Source organism: Cyanobium sp. PCC 7001 (assembly GCF_000155635.1).
Lineage (GTDB): Bacteria > Cyanobacteriota > Cyanobacteriia > PCC-6307 > Cyanobiaceae > NIES-981.
Genome location: NZ_DS990556.1, coordinates 1,310,814 through 1,326,706, shown reverse-complemented (window position 1 = coordinate 1,326,706; position 15,893 = coordinate 1,310,814). Strand labels below are relative to the sequence as shown.

Sequence of the window (15,893 nt, the reverse complement as noted above, 5' to 3'; positions counted from 1 at the left end):
ACGGGCCTGCCGCTTCTGGTCAGTTGTTCAGCTTGTACAGCCGGAAGAAGCTGGGATCCGGGTCCTGCTTGCCCAGGCTGCGCCAGCGGGTCACCAGATCGGAGAGGTCCTTGCGGTAGGTGCTGTAGCGACCGCCCAGCCAGATGAAGTAGATCACGCCCGGCACCACGCCCAGCAGCAGCAGGGCGGCGCCGATCAGCACATGGCGCCACCAGGCGCCCACATAGGGGAAACGCCGCCCGTAACTGATGGCCCACACCACCGCACGCTCCTCGTCGCTACGCAACCGCAAGCGCATGCGCATGTCCATCATGGTGAGCTGGGCTTCAGGGCCGCCCTGAGCTCGGGCCACGGACTGGCTGGCAAGCCGCTGGCGGAAGCGCAGCATCCGGCGCACCTCCGGCAGCCGGATGCGGGCAATCAGCTTTCCTTCCTTGGTCTTGAGGGCAAAGCTCGTCTGGCTGAGTGAAGACTGATCGAGCGAAGCGCCCACCCCCTCACCGAGCTGGCCGCGTTGGCGGGCGAGGTCCTGGGCGGCGGCAAACAAGAGAAGTCGACCCTGATCACGGCTGATGCGCCTCCGCTCCTGCTGACCCCCGCCCTGGGAGGTTCGGTTGGAGGGGGTTGCCATCACCAGCCTCGGCTCCCGTGATCAGGCTGCAGTCGGCCTGACCATACAGGCACTTTGCTGCTTCTGCCTAGGATTGACGTTCTCCAGCTCCGTTCCGCCGCCCACCAGCCCCATCCGGAGCGGCCGCACCCCACGCATGACCGACGTTCCCGTTTCCCGGATCCGCAATTTCTGCATCATCGCCCACATCGACCACGGCAAATCCACCCTGGCGGATCGCCTTTTGCAGACCACCGGCACCGTGGCGGATCGCGACATGCAGGAGCAGTTCCTCGACAACATGGAGCTGGAGCGCGAGCGCGGCATCACGATCAAGCTGCAGGCCGCCCGCATGGAATACCAGGCCGCGGATGGACACACCTACATCCTCAACCTGATCGACACCCCCGGCCATGTGGACTTCTCCTACGAGGTGAGCCGTTCGCTGCAGGCCTGCGAGGGGGCGCTGCTGGTGGTGGATGCCAGCCAGGGCGTGGAGGCCCAGACCCTGGCCAATGTGTATCTGGCCCTGGAGAACGATCTGGAGATCATTCCGGTGCTCAACAAGATCGATCTGCCCGGTGCCGACCCCGATCGCATCGCCGCCGAGATCGAAGCGATCATCGGCCTCGACTGCACCAACGCCATCCACTGCTCCGCCAAGACCGGGCTCGGTGTGCCCGACATCCTCCAGGCGGTGGTGGACCGGGTGCCGCCACCGGCCGACACCGTGGCCGAACCGCTGCGGGCCCTGATCTTCGACTCCTATTACGACCCCTACCGGGGGGTGATCGTGTATTTCCGGGTGATCGCTGGCACGATCCGCCGGAAAGACAAGGTACTGCTGATGGCCTCGGGCAAAACCTACGAACTCGATGAGGTGGGGGTGATGGCGCCGGACCAGCGCCAGGTGGAGGCCCTCCATGCCGGGGAGGTGGGCTACCTGGCCGCCTCGATCAAGGCCGTGGCCGATGCCCGCGTGGGCGACACCATCACTCTGGTGGCCAACCCCGCCGCCGAGCCCCTGCCCGGCTACACCGAGGCCAAGCCGATGGTGTTCTGCGGCCTCTTCCCCACCGACGCCGACCAGTACCCCGACCTGCGCGAGGCCCTCGACAAGCTGCAACTCTCCGATGCCGCTCTCCGCTACGAGCCGGAAACCAGCAGTGCCATGGGCTTCGGCTTCCGCTGCGGATTCCTCGGCCTGCTGCACATGGAGATCGTGCAGGAGCGGCTGGAGCGGGAGTACAACCTCGATCTGATTGTCACTGCCCCCTCGGTGATCTATCAGGTGAACATGCTCGATGGCACCACCGTGATGGTGGACAATCCCGCCACCCTGCCGGATCCCCAGAAGCGCGAATCGATCGAGGAGCCCTATGTGAGCCTGGAGATCTACACCCCCAACAGCTTCAATGGCACCTTGATGGAGCTGTGCCAGGAGCGGCGGGGAGAGTTCATCGACATGAAGTACATCACTACAGACCGGGTGACGCTCCACTACGAGATGCCCCTGGCCGAAGTGGTGACCGACTTCTTCGATCAGATGAAGAGCCGTACCAAGGGCTATGCCTCGATGGAATACCACCTGATCGGCTACCGCCGCAACGAGCTGGTGCGCCTCGATGTGCTGATCAACGGCGAGAAGGCCGACCCCCTCACGACCATCGTGCACCGCGACAAGGCCTATGGCGTGGGCAAGAGCCTGGTGGAGAAGCTCAAGGAGCTGATCCCCCGCCAGCAGTTCAAGATTCCGATCCAGGCCTCGATCGGCAGCCGCGTGATCGCCTCCGAAAGCATCAGCGCCATGCGGAAGGATGTGCTCGCCAAGTGCTACGGCGGCGACATCTCCCGCAAGAAGAAACTGCTGCAGAAGCAGGCCAAGGGCAAGAAGCGCATGAAGGCCATGGGCAAGGTGGACGTGCCCCAGGAGGCGTTCATGGCGGTGCTCAAGCTCAACCGCTAGTCCTAAGGCCTGGCTCCGCTTAGTGCCGCCGGATCTCCTGCTGTTGGGGCCTGGAGTCAGTTCCCGATCCGGTTCCAGCCGATCTTGCCCAGCACGGGGGAACCGTTACAACAGCGGCTTCTCCGCACGCCCTGCGTGTCCGCCCAACTCTCGTCCTTTGTTTCCAAGCCCAGCTGGATCAATGCCCAGCGGGCCAGAGGCCGTAAGTCCTCCGTGATCCAGCTCACCGGCAACTCCACCTGGCTGCGGCAGCCGGTGGCCTGGCAGGCCACGATGCGCACCTCCTCCCTCAAGCAGCGCCAGGCTGCCCAGCAGGGCCTCATCGATCCGGCCGACATCGTCACCGGTTTCCGCGTCAACAACGCCATGGCGCGCAACTGGGTGTTCAGGGGATCGAAGGCCTCCGATCTGATTGATTTCCAGGCCAATGCCGGCGCCATCACCAAGCGCAGCCAGAGCGTGATCAACTTCGGCAAGGATGCCGTGCGCGATCAGTTCTTCTTCACCAACAACACCAGGACCCACGGCCCTTTCAACCACATGCAGCGGTTCGTGATCCGCAACTTCGGCAAGGAGGATGTGGTGACCCTGCGCAACATCGGCCGCACCTTCCGCTTCAGCGATCTGGTGTCCTACGGCAACGGTGTGATGGGCTTCCGTGGCGTGGATCCCACCAAGCTGCGGGTGGTGCCGATCAGCGGGCTCTGAGCCCTGCTCGCACCAGCGCACGGCGCTCACCGGAGCCTGGAACCCGTAGCCGTTGAAGCGGTGATGCCGAGGTTGTTCAGGGCGTGGAAGGTGGTTTCATCCTCCACGCCCTGGGCCACCACATGCAGCGCCAGTTTGCTGGCCATGCCCCCGATCAGCTCCCCGATGCTTCGGGCGCAGGGAACGTTGTGCACAGCGAGAATGAAGGTCCTGATGATCGGCTCCCGAGTTCATCCATCCACCGGTAGCGCCCATCCGCCGTTAGCGCTCCGCCACGGTGATGAAACGGTCGGGCGGCGCAGTTCCCAGATCGGCTGAGTCCCAGGGGGGCAGTTGGGCCCCTGTAGAGGGCCTGCGGACGCTGCCGGCACTCCTCCGATCACCAGGAGCGCAGGCCATGACTCAGTTGTCGCTTGGCTCAGCCCAGGCGGCCAACCGGAGCGATGGGGTGTAAGGGCGCCTGTGGCAACGCTGAACGGCGTTGATCGCAGTCTTCCCTGTGGCGAGACCTTTAGCGAGAGTCCGTCGGACCCGTCCACCAGCCTCCCGCGGCGAGCAAGGCTTCGTGCTGCCGTTGGCGAGCACCGGGGCGATGCTGCTGCTGCTCAGTAGCCTGTCGCTGCAGGCGATGGCCCTGCAGGAGCGGGCCTTCCTGGCGGGTCGCCAGCGCCAGCGGGGCTGGGACGATCAGTTGATGTCTGCGGCCCAGGGGTTCACGGGCCAACTGCAGCGGCACCATCGCTGCCTGCTCGGGGTGCCGGCCGAGCAGTGGGCAGCGGCGCAGTCGGAGCCCTCGGCCTGCGGGTCCGATGGGGCAGCGACGCTGCCGATCCCCGCGGCGGGAGTGCGGTTGGTGGCCTATTGCCCGGAGCTCAGTGAGCCGCCGCGGGCCGCCCTCGTGCTGGAGCTCACCGAGGTGGCGCAGTCCCAGCGGGCGGCCTATCAGCTCGCTCTGGCGGCGGGAGAAACAGCACTGGCGCCACTGCGCGTGGCAGGGCTCCAGGAGCGGGGACGGCTTCGGGGCGTGACCCTGCCGGCCCCCTGCCCCCAGGAGGCGCCATGAGCCTGATTGAGGTGCTGGTGGGATCAGGCGTGTTTGTGCTGGCGGCCACCTGCTCGTTTCAGGTGTGGAGCGGTACCGCGCGTTGGAGCCAGAGGGCCGAGCGGGTTCGACAGGAGCACCATCAGCTCGAGGCCGGAGTGGTGGCGGTGCAGGCGGCGCTGCAGCAGCAGGCCGGACGTGTGCTCGCAGCTGATTGCACCGAGGCGCTGCAGATGCTTCAGGGCCAGCTGGATGGCATCGCTGGTGAGATGACCGTCAGCAACGGCGGCCTTCTCGTGCGCGTGGAGGGCGGCCAGGGGGGCACCCGGCAGCGATGGTTCGATCCAGCCGCCTATGGATTCTGTGGTGTTGACCTGGTAGCCGCAGAGGCTGAGGAGGAGCCAATTCCCTCCGACGGTGCGATTCCCTCGGATGGGGCCTTGGAGGTCACGCCATGAGCGGCGCCAGAGCTTTCGGGAATCGGGGGCTGCGGCCAGCGCATTCCGAAGGATTGTCGTTGGTGGAGGTGTTGGTGGGGGTGACCCTGCTGGCTCTGCTGGCATCGCTGGTGATCGACAGTGGCCGGCGCCAGCTGGCGGCAGTGAAGGTGGAGGCGGCGGCCCGGCGCCTCGGCACCCTGCTGGAGCGAACTCGTGACCGGGCCGAGCAGGCCGGCAGCCCGCTGGTGTTGCCACTCCAGGGTGAGGGTGGCCTGGAGGAGGAGGTGTTGGAGGGCGATGTTTCCTTGGCGTTGGATCACAACATGCCCAGCGAGCTGCGCTTCACGGCCAATGGGCTGGTGATCGATGGGGGCACGGCTGTCGTGAGTGCAACGGGTACGGATCTGCGCCGCTGCCTGGTGATGAGTCTGCCGCTGGGGATTGTGCGGGCGGGGCGCTACGAGGGCGACCCGGCGGCGGGGCCCAGCAGCAGCCTTTGCAGGCCTGATCGCCAGCTTTGACTGCACTCAGACCATTTCATCAAGCAATCATGGTTGATTCAATGAACAACTGGAATGGCACCCGACCGCAGCTCCAACTACGCTCCGGATTCACCTTGGTGGAGCTGTTGCTTGGCTTGCTGCTTGGGTGCCTGCTCAGTGGCATCATGCTTCAGTGCGTGTTCAGCGAAAGCCGCAACGGTCAGAAACTTGCCAGGCTTTTGAGAGAACGCCAGGCCGGTGAGCGACTGTTGGAGCTGATCCGCAGTGAAGTGCAGCAGGCCTCTTTGGTGAGTGTGGGGACGGGTAATCCCCTAAGTTTAGTGCCGGCCTGCAACTTGGGGGGGCGTGAGCTGGTGCTGCAGCTGCAGACAGTTCATGGTGTAATCAGTTACTCGCAGGGGGTGGCTCCAGATGCGATTTGGCTGGGCAATGTGCTGATGCGGTGTGGGCCGTCGTATGGGTTGGATGGTGGTATTAAGCCTAGTAGCGCTCAGAACCGGGTGGTGTTGGATGGCCTTGAGGAAAGCAGGTCTAACAATAGGGTAATTTGGTTGCTTGGTACAATCGAGGCGATAGGTCATTTGAATAGGGATGCCTAGGCGCCTAGAAGATTATCGTGCCTAGTTATGTCTTTGCTCTGATCTGTTTGGAAGGGTTGCCAAGGAGTTCTGATCTGAGAGACTTGTATAATCAGGGTCTAAGTATATCTCTAGCCCTCTAGGCAAGAGCGTTGGGAGAGCTGCTGTCAACGCCCGCTTCAAGTGCTGAGAAATAATATGGCATCGGATGGGGAGACGACCCTGTTGTCAGGGTTTCTGCGGTGATGATTACTTGCTTAGATGAGTGCAGGGGGTCTCTATGTTAACTTGCTGATCTATGCTTAGATCGAAGCTGGTTTATGACTGTACGGGATCTAGGTCGCCGGAGGTCGCCGACGCTACGAGCTTGTCCTCAAGGTTAGCGCTTCGAGCAACAAGGTGATGCTTATTTACAAAGAAAGGGAGGTTTTCACCTCCCTGTTGAAAAACAGATTTGAGGGAAGAAGGCTTTAATTTGGTTGCGATAGGGTGGTAAGGTTAACAGTGCCGCCTGAAGTAATGCTGGCTACAGCTTGTGTAAATCCGGTGCCTGCTGGGAAGGTGAATGTGGTTGGAGTGCCGGCCGCGGTGCATGTGCCGTTGACTCCTGGGGCTGGCTCTGCGTTGTACTGGGCTTCTTGCGCAGTGATCTGGAGAGCCGCGCATGTTCGAGCGGCGTCCATCGCCCTCGTGTTGGCCGCAGCAGCCCTGGCCCGATTCTGCTGGTTCAGGAACGCCGGAATGGCAATTGCGGACAGCACGCCGATGATGATCACAACGATCAGCAGTTCGATCAGCGTAAAGCCGGCCGCGAGGCCTTTGCGCTTGCTGGGCTTCTTGCTGATGGCCTGAATCAGAGACCGTTGGGCCAGCAGCCTGGCCTGGAGTCGGGAGGTCATGGGATGGGTCAGCCAGGGGGCTGTGACTTCGATGTCAATTCTACGGACGAATAGTTGAGTTGCCAAGCCCACTGCAAGGGTCGATTGCATGAGAATTGCCTGAAAGGCTGAGTCCCGTGAGAATCGCGCCCCTGCGGATCTGGCTCCAGAGCGCCTCCCTGATGGCGGTGCTGGCTGGCTACTGCCTGCTGCTGGCAATGCATCAGGCCCTCTCGGCCGTCCAGCGTCGCGAAGTCCATCTCCATCTCGCTGCCCAGCAGGCTGGCCTGCTGGGCAGCGACCTGCGGGCCCGGGACCTGTCCCTGCCGGAGCTGCGAGCCCTGTTGCGGGAGCGTCCTTCCCTGCCAGGTCTGGAGTTGAGCCTCGTCAGCGTGCCTCGCCAGGATGATCCCGCGCTGGAGCTGCCCGAGCCCGAGCTGCTGCGTCGTGGCGCGGAGTCCTGGCTCGTGAGCACCGTGACCATCGTGCAGGACGGCGGTAAACCATTCGGCCTGCAGGTGAGCCAGGACGTGACCGCCTCGGTGCAGCAGGAGCAGCTGCGCTTCTGGCTCCTTGTGGTGGCCGCCGGCGTTTCGAGCCTGTTCACCAGTGTCCTGCTGCGCCTGGTGCTGCGGCGCGGGCTCACCCGGCCGCTCGAAGCCTTCTCCGAGCAGCTGGGGCGCATGCAGGCACCACCCCAGCCGGGCGACCTGATTCCCCTGGACTCCCAGCCCGAGGAGTTGCGCCCCATCGCCCTGGCCTTCAACGACCTGCAGCAGCGGCTCTCGGGCTCCTGGGAGCGGCAGCGCAACTTCGTGGATGGCGTGGCCCATGAGCTGCGCACCCCCATCACCCTGGTGTCGGGCCATGCCCAGCGTTAGCTGCGCCACTGCCAGGATCCGGTAGAGCGGCAGTCGTTGCGGCTGATCCAGCAGGAGTCGGCCCGGATGGGCACCCTGGTGGCCGATCTGCTCGATCTGGCGCGTCAGGATTCCGGCCGCCTCAGCCTGCGGCGCCAGCCCCTGCAGGCCGATGACGTGCTTCTGGCCTTGTACGAGCGCATGGCCGCGACTGCCCAGGGCCGGCTGCGGCTGGCCCCCAGCGACGACCACCCGGCCCACGAGGCGCCCCTGCTCGCCTGGGGGGATCCCGACCGTCTGCAGCAATGCCTCACCGCCCTGGTGGACAACGCTCTGCGCTACAGCCCGGCCACCGCTCCGGTGACTGTGGGGGCCAGATCCGCTGCCGACGGCGGCCTGCAGTTCTGGGTGCGGGACCAAGGCCCCGGCGTGATCCCCGATGAGCGCCAGCTCATCTTCGAGCGGTTCGTGCGTGGCTCGGCCGGCCTGCGGGCCGAGCAGCGCGGCAGCGGCATCGGCCTCGCCGTGGCGAAGCTGCTGATGGAGGCGATGGGCGGCCGTGTGGGGGTGGTGGACGCGCCGGACGGTGGAGCAGAGTTCCAGCTGTGGCTGCCGGCGGCCCCGCGGGAGCTCAGGAGCGTGGCTCGCCCTCCCGCAGCATGAAGCCCACGCCACGCACCGTCTGGATCAAGGTGGTGGACCCCGGCGGCTCCAGCTTGCGCCGCAGCGAGCGGATGTAGACATCCAGCACGTTGTCGTCGCCCACCCAGGTTTCGCCCCACACCGCCTTGAGAATGTCGGCGCGGCGTTGCACCTGCTTCGGGTGCTCCAGCAGCAGCTTCAGCAGTTCGTATTCCGTGTTGGTGAGCGTCACCACGGCCCCCGCCCGGCTCACCTCGTGGCGTGCCGGTACCATCTCCAGATCCGCCAGGCTCAGCACCTGCAGGGCCGGCTCCTGGGTCTGTTCGGCGCCACGGCGCCGCAGCCGTGCCCGTACCCGCGCCAGCAGCTCCTCGATGGAGAAGGGCTTGGTGAGGTAATCGTCGGCGCCGGCATCGAGGGCCGCCACCCGCTCCTGCACATCGTCGCGGGCCGTCACCATCAGCACCTGGGTGGTGTCGCCGGTGGACCGCAGGCGGCGGCAGATCTCCACGCCGCTGAAATCGGGCAGGCTCCAGTCGAGCAGCAGCAGCTCCCAGCCACCGGCCCGCACCCGCTGCAGGGCCTGCTGTCCGGTGCTCGCCTCCTCGCAGCTGTAGCCCTCCAGCTCCAGTTCGGTGCGCAGGAAGCGGCGCAGCTCCGGGTCGTCATCCACGATCAGCAGGCGGGGGCCGGACAAGGCGGGGATGGAGCGCTTGGGGCCTCGGCAGTCTGGGCCAGGTTTTCACGGGCTGGCGACCCTGGCCTCTGGTGCTCCCCAGCGTTGCCCTTGGCCTGCGGCGGTTGAATGGGGCCTGCTGCCCCGCCCCGGTGCTTCTCCGCTGGCGACCCACCACCCTCTCCGCGCGCATGGCCCGCTGGGGGCTGCTGATCGTGCTCGCCTACGGGCTGGTGGCCGTGCTCACGCCACTGCTGGTTCAGGCCGGCTGGCTGCCCGATCCCAATGCAGGCCTGCAGAACCCCATCTACGCCCCACCCTCGCCCCAGCACTGGTGCGGCACCGACCGCCTCGGCCGCGACGTGTGCGTGCGCACCCTGGCCGCCAGTGGCGTGGCCCTGCAGGTGGTGCTGCTCGCCCTGGTGGTGGCTCTGGTGGTGGGTGTGCCCCTCGGCATGGTGAGCGGCTACCTGGGCGGCTGGGTGGACCGGCTGCTGGTGCTGCTGATGGACACCCTCTACACCCTGCCGGTGCTGCTGCTCTCGGTGGTGCTGGCCTTCCTGCTGGGCCGTGGTCTGCCCAATGCCGCCGCCGCCCTCTGCGTGGTGTACATCCCCCAGTACTTCCGGGTGGTGCGCAACCAGACGGCCCAGGTGAAGGCCGAGCTCTACGTGGAGGCGGCCCGCTCCCTTGGCGCCAGTGCCTTCTGGATCCTGCGTTTCTATCTCTTCCGCAACGTGATCACCTCGGTGCCGGTGCTGCTCACCCTCAATGCCGCCGATGCTGTGCTGGTGCTCGGGGGGCTGGGCTTCCTCGGCCTGGGCCTGCCGGAAACCATCCCCGAGTGGGGCGGCGATCTGCAGCAGGCCCTCACCGCCCTGCCCACCGGCATCTGGTGGACGGCCCTCTACCCGGGCCTGGCCATGTTCGTGCTGGTGCTGGGCCTCTCCTTCCTCGGGGAGGGTCTGGAGAGCTGGCTGAGCGGCGAGGGGCAGGCCGGGCGCGCCGCCCGTTGAAGCGCCGGGGCTGTTCAAGCGCGGCGCTCGCTGACGCGCCACACTGATCTGGAGTGCGCAGGCCCGATCGCGGCCCTGGCCATGCCCTGGTGGTTGGATCTGGTGTTGCTGGTGTTGGCGGTGGTGCTCTGGTTCACCGGCAGCGCCGATCGCGACGACGTGTGGAGCCTGTTCCAGCGCATGCTCGCCGTGGTGGCCGTGGCGGTGGTGCTGCTGGGCGGCCGCCAGATCCCCCTGGAGCTCGTGGCCCTGGCTGTGGCGCTGTGGCTGCCGAGCGCCAGCAGCCGCAGACTGGCCAGCCACGAGCTGGACGGCCTCAGCGACGGTACTCCCCCGTTTCCGCCGGGCCGCGGCCGCCCCTAGCAGCGCATCCGGATCGAGCGGGGCAGGGCTTCGGTGATCGCCCCCTCCCCATCCAGCTCCGGGTAGGGCCTGCCCTCCCGCTGGCACCAGGCCGCCACCTCCGGATAGGCCCACTCGAACAGCAGCGCCCGGTAGCGCTCCGGCGCCAGCCCCTCGCCGGCGCTGGGCACCGTGCCGGCGGCCTGGCGCTGCCGCAGGGCCTCGAACAGCAGGGTGGCGGTGGCCACGCTCACGTTGAGCGACTGCACCATGCCGCTCATGGGAATCACGATGGCCTGGTCCACCAGGCCGGCGCATTCCGGGCTGAGGCCCCACTTCTCGGCTCCCAGCACGAAGGCGGTGGGGCCGGTGAAATCGCAGCTGCGGTAGTCCACCGCCTCGGCGCTGAGGTGCGTGCCGTAGAGGCGGAACCCCTGCTCCCTGAGGCTCTGCAGCGCGGCCGCCGCGCTGGGGTGGCGATGCAGCGGCACCCACTTCTGGCTGCCCTGGGCCGTGCTGTTGAACGTGGGCAGCCGCCCCTTCAGGCACACCGCATGGGCCTCCAGCACCCCCACCGCATCGCAGCTGCGCAGGATCGCCGAGAGGTTGTGGGGCTTCTCCACGTGCTCCAGCAGCACCGTGAGGTCGGCCATGCGGCGGTTGAGCACCGCCTGCAGGCGCTCGAAGCGGCGGGGCAGCAGCGGCATCGGGGCAACGGCGTTCAGACCAGTGTGCGGAACGCTGTTCCGTGCCTGGGATCAGAGCGCCACGCTGCCACGGCCCAGCTTGTTCACGTTGGCCAGGGCGATTTCCAGATCCGGGATGCGGTCCTTGTTCAGGTCGGCCTGGAGCAATCCGTTGCGGAAGCGCAGCAACCCCGGCTTGCCCTTGAACTTGCGCTTGCCGATCCAGCGGAACTTCTGATTGCCCGCCTTGAAGGGGTTGGCGTCGATGGCACGCAGATCCACCTTGTCGCCTTGCTTGGCGGAGAAGTCGAGGATCACGTCGCGGTTGCCCTGCCCGGGCAGGGAGTCCGTCACATTCTTGTAGATGAAGCGATCTTTACGTTTGCCGCCGATCAGCCGGTCTGCTCCCTGAAGGCCGATGAGCTTGTCGTTCTTATCCAGGCCGATGATCAGATCCACCCTGGGGCCACCCGTCATCCGGTCCTTGGTGTCGTACCCGATCAACGTCTGATTGACACCGTTCAGCAGCGCCTCCTCGCTGGGGATGCCCAGCTTCTTCACGTTGAGGCGGAAGTCGGCGAGGCGGAACACCGAAGCGGTTGGCTCACCCGGAGACTGCTTGGCCACCAGCTGCACGGTGAACTCGAGCGTGGCGTTGCCGGGGATGAAGGGCGCGCGGCCATTGGGGCCATAGGCCAGCTCCGGGGGGATGCGGAGCTTGAGCACGCTGCCGAGCCGCTTGTTGGCCAGGGCCTGATCCCAGCCGGGGATCACCTGGCCGCTGCCGAGAACGAACTGGAAGAAATTGCGGGTGGCCCGATAGTTCTTGAAGTCGTAGTTGCCGTCAAAGCGCAGACCGTTGGTCAGAAAGCCTTCATAAAACACGGCAACACGGTCGCCGGGCCTCACCAGCGCGCCCTTGTCGGCCTTGCGCAACACCTGCACAGTCACTGCCATGCCGATTCCCTCTTCCGTAGCTTCGCTCTCATCCAACCTAGGGGTCGCCTCAGGCCCCTGCATGGAGGATGACCGAATCGTTTGATGCCCGGGTGTACGCCAAGGTGGCCGGGATTCCGTACGGCCGCCTCGCCACCTACGGCCACATCGCCGAGGCGATCGGCGCCTACGGCTGCGCCCGCCAGGTGGGCTGGGCCCTGCGCCGCCTTCCCCTGCCCTCGGCGGTGCCCTGGCACCGGGTGGTGAACGCCCGCGGCCAGATCAGCTTCACCCCCAGCCGGGAGGGCAGCGACTGGATGCAGCGGCAGCTGCTGCTGGCCGAGGGCATCCCGGTGGATGCCGAGGGCAAGCTGCCACTGGGGCGCTATCTGTGGGTGCCGCCCCTGGACCCGCCGCCGCTTGGTTGATTCCGCCTCCGCCGATGCGTCCTCGGTTCCGGTGTCGTCCGCTCCGGCGCCGGCCACTGGTCTGGCGCCACGGCTGCTCGCCTGGGAGGTGCTGCTGGCGGTGGGCGGCGGCGCCTACGCCGATGTGGCACTGGAGCGGGCCCTGCAGCGCAGCGCCCTCGAGGGGCCCGACCGGGCCCTGGCCACCGAGCTGGCCTACGGCGCCATCCGCCAGCGGCGGCTGCTCGACGCCTGGCTCGACGCCCTCGGCCGGGTGAGCAGCCAGCGCCAGCCGCCGCGGCTGCGCTGGCTGCTCCATCTCGGGCTCTACCAGATCCTCTTCAGCACGCGGGTGCCGGCCGCCGCCGCCGTGAGCACCACGGTGGAACTGGCCAAGCGCGGCGGCCTGGCCCGCCTGGCTCCAGTGGCCAACGGCCTGCTGCGGCAGGCCCTGCGCCGGCACGCTTCGCCCGCCGCTCCCCCCTGGGAGGGCCTCACCCTGCCGAGCGATGCGGCCGGCAGCCTGGGCCTGCGCCAGTCCCTGCCGGACTGGCTGGCCGCGCTGCTGCTCCAGTGGCTGCCGCCGGAGCGGGCCGAGGCCTTCGCCAGTGCCGCCAACCAGCCTCCCGCCCTCGACCTGCGGGTGAACCCGCTGCGCTGCAGCCGCGACAGCCTGCTGGCCGCCTTCGCCGCGGCCGGCATCGATGCCGCGGCCCTGCCCCACAGCCCCCATGCCCTCACGCTCGAAGGGCGGGTGGGGGATCTGCGCCGCCTGCCGGGCTTCCGGGAGGGGCACTGGAGCGTGCAGGACCGCAACGCCCAGCGGGTGGTGCCCCTGCTCCATCCCCGGCCAGGCGAGCGCCTGCTGGATGCCTGCGCCGCCCCCGGCGGCAAGTGCACCCAGATGGCCGAGTGCCTCGGCGGTGATGGGGAGGTGTGGGCGGTGGATCGCTCCGCAGCCAGGCTGCAGCGGCTGGAGCGCAATGCGGCCCGGCTGGGGCTGAATGGCGTGAACACCCTGGCCGCCGATGCCGCTGCCCTGGCGGAGCTGCGGCCCGAATGGCTCGGCCAGTTCGATGGAATCCTGGTGGATGCCCCCTGCTCAGGGCTCGGCACCCTGGCCCGCCATGCCGATGCCCGCTGGCGGTTGCAGCCCGGCGCGATCGCGGAGCTGGCGGCCCTGCAGCGCCGGCTGCTGGAGGGTCTGCTGCCGCTGCTGCGGCCGGGAGGTCGGCTCGTGTACGCCACCTGCACGGTGCACCCGCAGGAAAACGGCGCGGTGGTGGAGGCGCTGCTCGCTGCCCATCCCGGCTGGCGGGGGCTGGAGCAGTGGCAGGCCTGGCCCGAGCCGGCCGGTGGGGATGGTTTTTTTGCCGCCCTGCTGCAGGCGCCCTGATCAGGGTGGCGCCGGTGCCGCGGGCGCAGGAGGCGGCGGCGGTGGTGGAGCCGGCGGCGGCGGTGGGGGCGCCGGAGGAGGAGCGGGCGCTGGGGCCGGCGTGCTGCCGGGGCCCCGTGGGCGGGCAGCCGGATCCACGCCCACGCGCGGGGTCGATGGGGCGTCGGGGGGCTCGGGTTGCTCGGCGGGCGGGGCCACGGGCTCGGCCGGACCCGGCGGCGCCGTGCTGTCCTCCACCGGCGGCCTGTCTTCGGTGGTGGGCTCCGGGTTCGACGGCTGGCTGCGGCTGGGGGCGGGTTTGGCCGGCCTGGTGGGCTTGGCCGGCTTCCAGCTGCCGCTGAGGCTGGGCTTGGGGGGGAACTGCAGCACCGGCAGGTCCTTGGTGATGGCGGCCATGAAGCGCCGCCAGGCATAGGTGGCCACCACGCTGGTGCTCTTGGTCTCGCGGCTGTTGTCGTAGCCGAGCCACACCCCGGTGGTGAGCTGGGGAATCGAGCCGATGAACCAGAGGTCGCGGCCTCCTTCCGACGTGCCTGTCTTGCCGGCCACGGGCCGGTTGCCGAGGGCCGCGCCACCGCCCGTTCCGCCCCGCACCACCTGCTCCAGCATCCAGGTCATGCCATCGGCGATGTCGCTGTCCACGGCCCGGCGGCCCTGGTCGCCGTCGCTGCGGCGGCTCCAGAGCAGTTCGCCGTCGGGGCCCAGGATCTCCTCGAAGGGGGTGGGCTTCACGTACACACCTCTGTTGGTGATGGCCGCATAGGCCGCGGTCATGTCGAGCACGGTCTGCTCCTCGGCGCCCAGGGCCAGGGGGTAGAACTTGCCGAGCGGGCCGGTGATGCCCAGGCTGCGCGCCGTGGCGATCACCTTGTCGAATCCCAGCTCCTGCAGCAGAGACACCGCCACCACGTTGAGCGAGTTCTGCAGGGCCCGCACCATGGTGACGGTGCCGTAGTAGCGGTTGCCGAAGTTCTTGGGGCAGTAGCCGGCGAAGCAGCGGGCCTTGTCCACCACCCGCCGCTCCGGCAGCATCCCCTCCTTCAGGGCCGTGAGGTAGACGAACAGTTTGAAGGTGGAGCCCGGTGATCGCAGGGCCTGGGTGGCACGGTTGAACTGGCTCGCCTCGTAGTCCTTGCCCCCCACCAGCGCCCGCACCAGCCCGGTGCCAGGCTCCATCGCCACCAGGGCGCCTTCCATGCTGCCCGGGGCGGAGGCGTTGATCGTCTTCTGGGCCTCGGCCTGCCAGGCCAGATTGACGCTGCTGCGCACCGTGACGCCGCCCACCTCCAGCTGCTCGGGGGTGAGGACGTCAGCCAGCTCCTGCTGCACCCAGCTGCTGAAATAGGGCGCCCGGCTCACCCAGTACTTGGGCTCGGCCGGTCTGAGCCCCAGGGGCGCACCATCGGCTTCCAGCCGCTCGGCCTCGCTGATGTAGCCGGACTCCTGCATGCGGCGCAGCACGATCGCGCGGCGTTCCAGGGCCAGCTCGGGGTTCACCAGCGGCGAATAGATCGAGGGGGCCGGCGGCAGGCCGGCGATCAGGGCCGCCTCCGGCAGGGTCAGCTGGTTGGGGTTCTTGGAGTAGTAGATCCAGGCCGCATCCGCCACTCCGTAGGCGCTGGAGCCCAGATACACCAGGTTCAGATACTCGGTGAGGATCTGGCGCTTGGTGAGCTGGCGCTCGAGCTTGCCCGCCAGGGCCGCCTCCTTCACCTTGCGCACCAGGGTGCGGTCCTGGCTGAGGAACACGGTGCGGGCCAGCTGCTGGGTGATCGTGCTGGCGCCCTCCTCCACCGAGCCCTGGGAGATGTTGCGGATCAGGGCCCGGGCGATGCCCAGCGGGTCGATGCCGTCGTGCTGGTAGAAGCGCCGGTCTTCGGCGGCGATGAAGGCCTGCTCCACCAGGGGCGGGATCGAGCTGGCCGAGAGCTTCTCGCGGGACACGGGGCCCACTTTGTGCACCACCTGGCCGTCGGCCGAGAGGATGGTGAGGGTGCCGGGCCGGTTGTAGTGGTTGATGCCCCGGGCATCGGGCAGCATGCTGTCGAAGCTGCCCACCACCACCGACTGCCCCACCGCCACGCCGCTGCCGAGCAGGGCAGCCGCCACCCCGGTGAACACCAGCCGGCGTTTGCCGCCACCGGGGCTGCCGCTTGAGCGGCGGCCACTGGGGCGACCGCTGGACGCGGCTCTGGTGGGGGCAGTGC

Annotated in this window: 19 protein-coding genes; 12 read left to right on the top strand and 7 right to left on the bottom strand. The window is 67.7% G+C overall.

Annotated features, from left to right (window positions below):
• Positions 1-19: 19 nt before the first annotated feature.
• Positions 20-631 (bottom strand): hypothetical protein, encoded by a 612-nt coding sequence (locus CPCC7001_RS06525; RefSeq protein WP_156796706.1) that lies wholly within the window; start codon positions 629-631, stop codon positions 20-22.
• 136 nt (positions 632-767) lie between these two features.
• Between CPCC7001_RS06525 and lepA the strand changes: the two genes are divergently transcribed.
• Positions 768-2,576 carry a translation elongation factor 4 gene (gene lepA, locus CPCC7001_RS06520; RefSeq protein WP_043368715.1) on the top strand — a complete coding sequence of 603 codons (1,809 nt, stop codon included), beginning with the start codon at positions 768-770 and terminating at the stop codon, positions 2,574-2,576.
• Positions 2,577-2,711: 135 nt separating this feature from the next.
• The gene (locus CPCC7001_RS06515; protein ID WP_198006460.1) at positions 2,712-3,284 is read left to right on the top strand and encodes a hypothetical protein; all 573 of its coding nucleotides are present in this window, start codon (positions 2,712-2,714) and stop codon (positions 3,282-3,284) included.
• 26 nt (positions 3,285-3,310) lie between these two features.
• Here the strand turns inward: CPCC7001_RS06515 and CPCC7001_RS15080 are convergent, their stop codons facing one another.
• Positions 3,311-3,478: a hypothetical protein gene (locus tag CPCC7001_RS15080; RefSeq protein WP_006911701.1), complete on the bottom strand. Its 168-nt coding sequence runs from the start codon at positions 3,476-3,478 to the stop codon at positions 3,311-3,313.
• Between the two features lie 380 nt (positions 3,479-3,858).
• Here CPCC7001_RS15080 and CPCC7001_RS14020 point away from each other — a divergent pair, with 380 nt between their 5' ends.
• The 4 genes from CPCC7001_RS14020 to CPCC7001_RS15065 all read left to right on the top strand — a co-directional run bounded on the left by CPCC7001_RS14020 (position 3,859) and on the right by CPCC7001_RS15065 (position 5,868).
• Positions 3,859-4,347 (top strand): hypothetical protein, encoded by a 489-nt coding sequence (locus CPCC7001_RS14020; protein ID WP_156796704.1) that lies wholly within the window; start codon positions 3,859-3,861, stop codon positions 4,345-4,347.
• Entirely contained in the window at positions 4,344-4,784 is a 441-nt protein-coding gene (locus CPCC7001_RS15075) for a hypothetical protein (RefSeq protein ID WP_006911734.1), read from the top strand. Before CPCC7001_RS14020 ends, CPCC7001_RS15075 begins: the two co-directional genes overlap by 4 nt.
• A gap of 62 nt (positions 4,785-4,846) precedes the next feature.
• A complete protein-coding gene (locus tag CPCC7001_RS15070; protein ID WP_006910219.1) occupies positions 4,847-5,287 on the top strand; it encodes a Tfp pilus assembly protein FimT/FimU in 441 nt (146 codons plus the stop codon).
• Between the two features lie 29 nt (positions 5,288-5,316).
• On the top strand, positions 5,317-5,868 hold the full coding sequence (locus CPCC7001_RS15065) for a prepilin-type N-terminal cleavage/methylation domain-containing protein (RefSeq protein WP_156796703.1): 552 nt from the start codon (positions 5,317-5,319) through the stop codon (positions 5,866-5,868).
• A gap of 449 nt (positions 5,869-6,317) precedes the next feature.
• Here the strand turns inward: CPCC7001_RS15065 and CPCC7001_RS15940 are convergent, their stop codons facing one another.
• Positions 6,318-6,746, bottom strand: a complete 429-nt coding sequence (locus CPCC7001_RS15940; RefSeq protein ID WP_006911416.1) for a prepilin-type N-terminal cleavage/methylation domain-containing protein — start codon at positions 6,744-6,746, stop codon at positions 6,318-6,320.
• A gap of 116 nt (positions 6,747-6,862) precedes the next feature.
• Between CPCC7001_RS15940 and CPCC7001_RS06490 the strand changes: the two genes are divergently transcribed.
• Positions 6,863-7,606 carry a HAMP domain-containing protein gene (locus CPCC7001_RS06490; RefSeq protein ID WP_006910734.1) on the top strand — a complete coding sequence of 248 codons (744 nt, stop codon included), beginning with the start codon at positions 6,863-6,865 and terminating at the stop codon, positions 7,604-7,606.
• 36 nt (positions 7,607-7,642) lie between these two features.
• Complete coding sequence (locus CPCC7001_RS06485; RefSeq protein WP_006909168.1) at positions 7,643-8,248, top strand: sensor histidine kinase KdpD; 606 nt, start codon at positions 7,643-7,645, stop codon at positions 8,246-8,248.
• Here the strand turns inward: CPCC7001_RS06485 and CPCC7001_RS06480 are convergent.
• Positions 8,217-8,924, bottom strand: coding sequence for a response regulator transcription factor (locus tag CPCC7001_RS06480; protein ID WP_006911121.1), 708 nt, complete (start codon positions 8,922-8,924; stop codon positions 8,217-8,219). The two genes, CPCC7001_RS06485 and CPCC7001_RS06480, sit on opposite strands and share 32 nt — an antisense overlap.
• A gap of 170 nt (positions 8,925-9,094) precedes the next feature.
• On the opposite strand from CPCC7001_RS06480, the gene CPCC7001_RS06475 reads away from it, so the two are divergent.
• Both CPCC7001_RS06475 and CPCC7001_RS06470 read left to right on the top strand, forming a co-directional pair.
• Positions 9,095-9,919, top strand: a complete 825-nt coding sequence (locus CPCC7001_RS06475; protein ID WP_006911606.1) for an ABC transporter permease — start codon at positions 9,095-9,097, stop codon at positions 9,917-9,919.
• A gap of 81 nt (positions 9,920-10,000) precedes the next feature.
• On the top strand, positions 10,001-10,282 hold the full coding sequence (locus CPCC7001_RS06470; RefSeq protein ID WP_050757083.1) for a hypothetical protein: 282 nt from the start codon (positions 10,001-10,003) through the stop codon (positions 10,280-10,282).
• Here CPCC7001_RS06470 and trmH read toward each other — a convergent pair.
• Together trmH and CPCC7001_RS14015 are read right to left on the bottom strand one after the other, a co-directional pair.
• Positions 10,279-10,968 carry a tRNA (guanosine(18)-2'-O)-methyltransferase TrmH gene (gene trmH, locus CPCC7001_RS06465; RefSeq protein ID WP_006911182.1) on the bottom strand — a complete coding sequence of 230 codons (690 nt, stop codon included), beginning with the start codon at positions 10,966-10,968 and terminating at the stop codon, positions 10,279-10,281. The two genes, CPCC7001_RS06470 and trmH, sit on opposite strands and share 4 nt — an antisense overlap.
• 51 nt (positions 10,969-11,019) lie before the next feature.
• Positions 11,020-11,904, bottom strand: a complete 885-nt coding sequence (locus CPCC7001_RS14015; RefSeq protein ID WP_050757082.1) for an FKBP-type peptidyl-prolyl cis-trans isomerase — start codon at positions 11,902-11,904, stop codon at positions 11,020-11,022.
• Positions 11,905-11,972: 68 nt separating this feature from the next.
• Between CPCC7001_RS14015 and CPCC7001_RS06455 the strand changes: the two genes are divergently transcribed.
• Positions 11,973-12,311, top strand: a complete 339-nt coding sequence (locus CPCC7001_RS06455; protein ID WP_006910169.1) for an MGMT family protein — start codon at positions 11,973-11,975, stop codon at positions 12,309-12,311.
• Positions 12,304-13,686: a 16S rRNA (cytosine(967)-C(5))-methyltransferase gene (locus CPCC7001_RS06450; RefSeq protein WP_225867192.1), complete on the top strand. Its 1,383-nt coding sequence runs from the start codon at positions 12,304-12,306 to the stop codon at positions 13,684-13,686. The genes CPCC7001_RS06455 and CPCC7001_RS06450 overlap by 8 nt, the downstream gene beginning before the upstream one ends.
• Here the strand turns inward: CPCC7001_RS06450 and CPCC7001_RS06445 are convergent, their stop codons facing one another.
• Positions 13,687-15,807, bottom strand: a complete 2,121-nt coding sequence (locus CPCC7001_RS06445; RefSeq protein WP_006909967.1) for a transglycosylase domain-containing protein — start codon at positions 15,805-15,807, stop codon at positions 13,687-13,689.
• Between the last annotated feature and the right edge of the window lie 86 nt (positions 15,808-15,893).

Bases quoted from the DNA above. Each gene is read 5' to 3' on its own strand.
- CPCC7001_RS06525 (WP_156796706.1), bottom strand. From the start codon at position 631: ATGGCAACCCCCTCCAACCGAACCTCCCAGGGCGGGGGTCAGCAGGAG.
- lepA (WP_043368715.1), top strand. From the start codon at position 768: ATGACCGACGTTCCCGTTTCCCGGATCCGCAATTTCTGCATCATCGCC.
- CPCC7001_RS15075 (WP_006911734.1), top strand. From the start codon at position 4,344: ATGAGCCTGATTGAGGTGCTGGTGGGATCAGGCGTGTTTGTGCTGGCG.
- CPCC7001_RS15065 (WP_156796703.1), top strand. From the start codon at position 5,317: ATGGTTGATTCAATGAACAACTGGAATGGCACCCGACCGCAGCTCCAA.
- CPCC7001_RS15940 (WP_006911416.1), bottom strand. From the start codon at position 6,746: ATGACCTCCCGACTCCAGGCCAGGCTGCTGGCCCAACGGTCTCTGATT.
- CPCC7001_RS06475 (WP_006911606.1), top strand. From the start codon at position 9,095: ATGGCCCGCTGGGGGCTGCTGATCGTGCTCGCCTACGGGCTGGTGGCC.
- CPCC7001_RS06470 (WP_050757083.1), top strand. From the start codon at position 10,001: ATGCCCTGGTGGTTGGATCTGGTGTTGCTGGTGTTGGCGGTGGTGCTC.
- trmH (WP_006911182.1), bottom strand. From the start codon at position 10,968: ATGCCGCTGCTGCCCCGCCGCTTCGAGCGCCTGCAGGCGGTGCTCAAC.
- CPCC7001_RS14015 (WP_050757082.1), bottom strand. From the start codon at position 11,904: ATGGCAGTGACTGTGCAGGTGTTGCGCAAGGCCGACAAGGGCGCGCTG.
- CPCC7001_RS06455 (WP_006910169.1), top strand. From the start codon at position 11,973: ATGACCGAATCGTTTGATGCCCGGGTGTACGCCAAGGTGGCCGGGATT.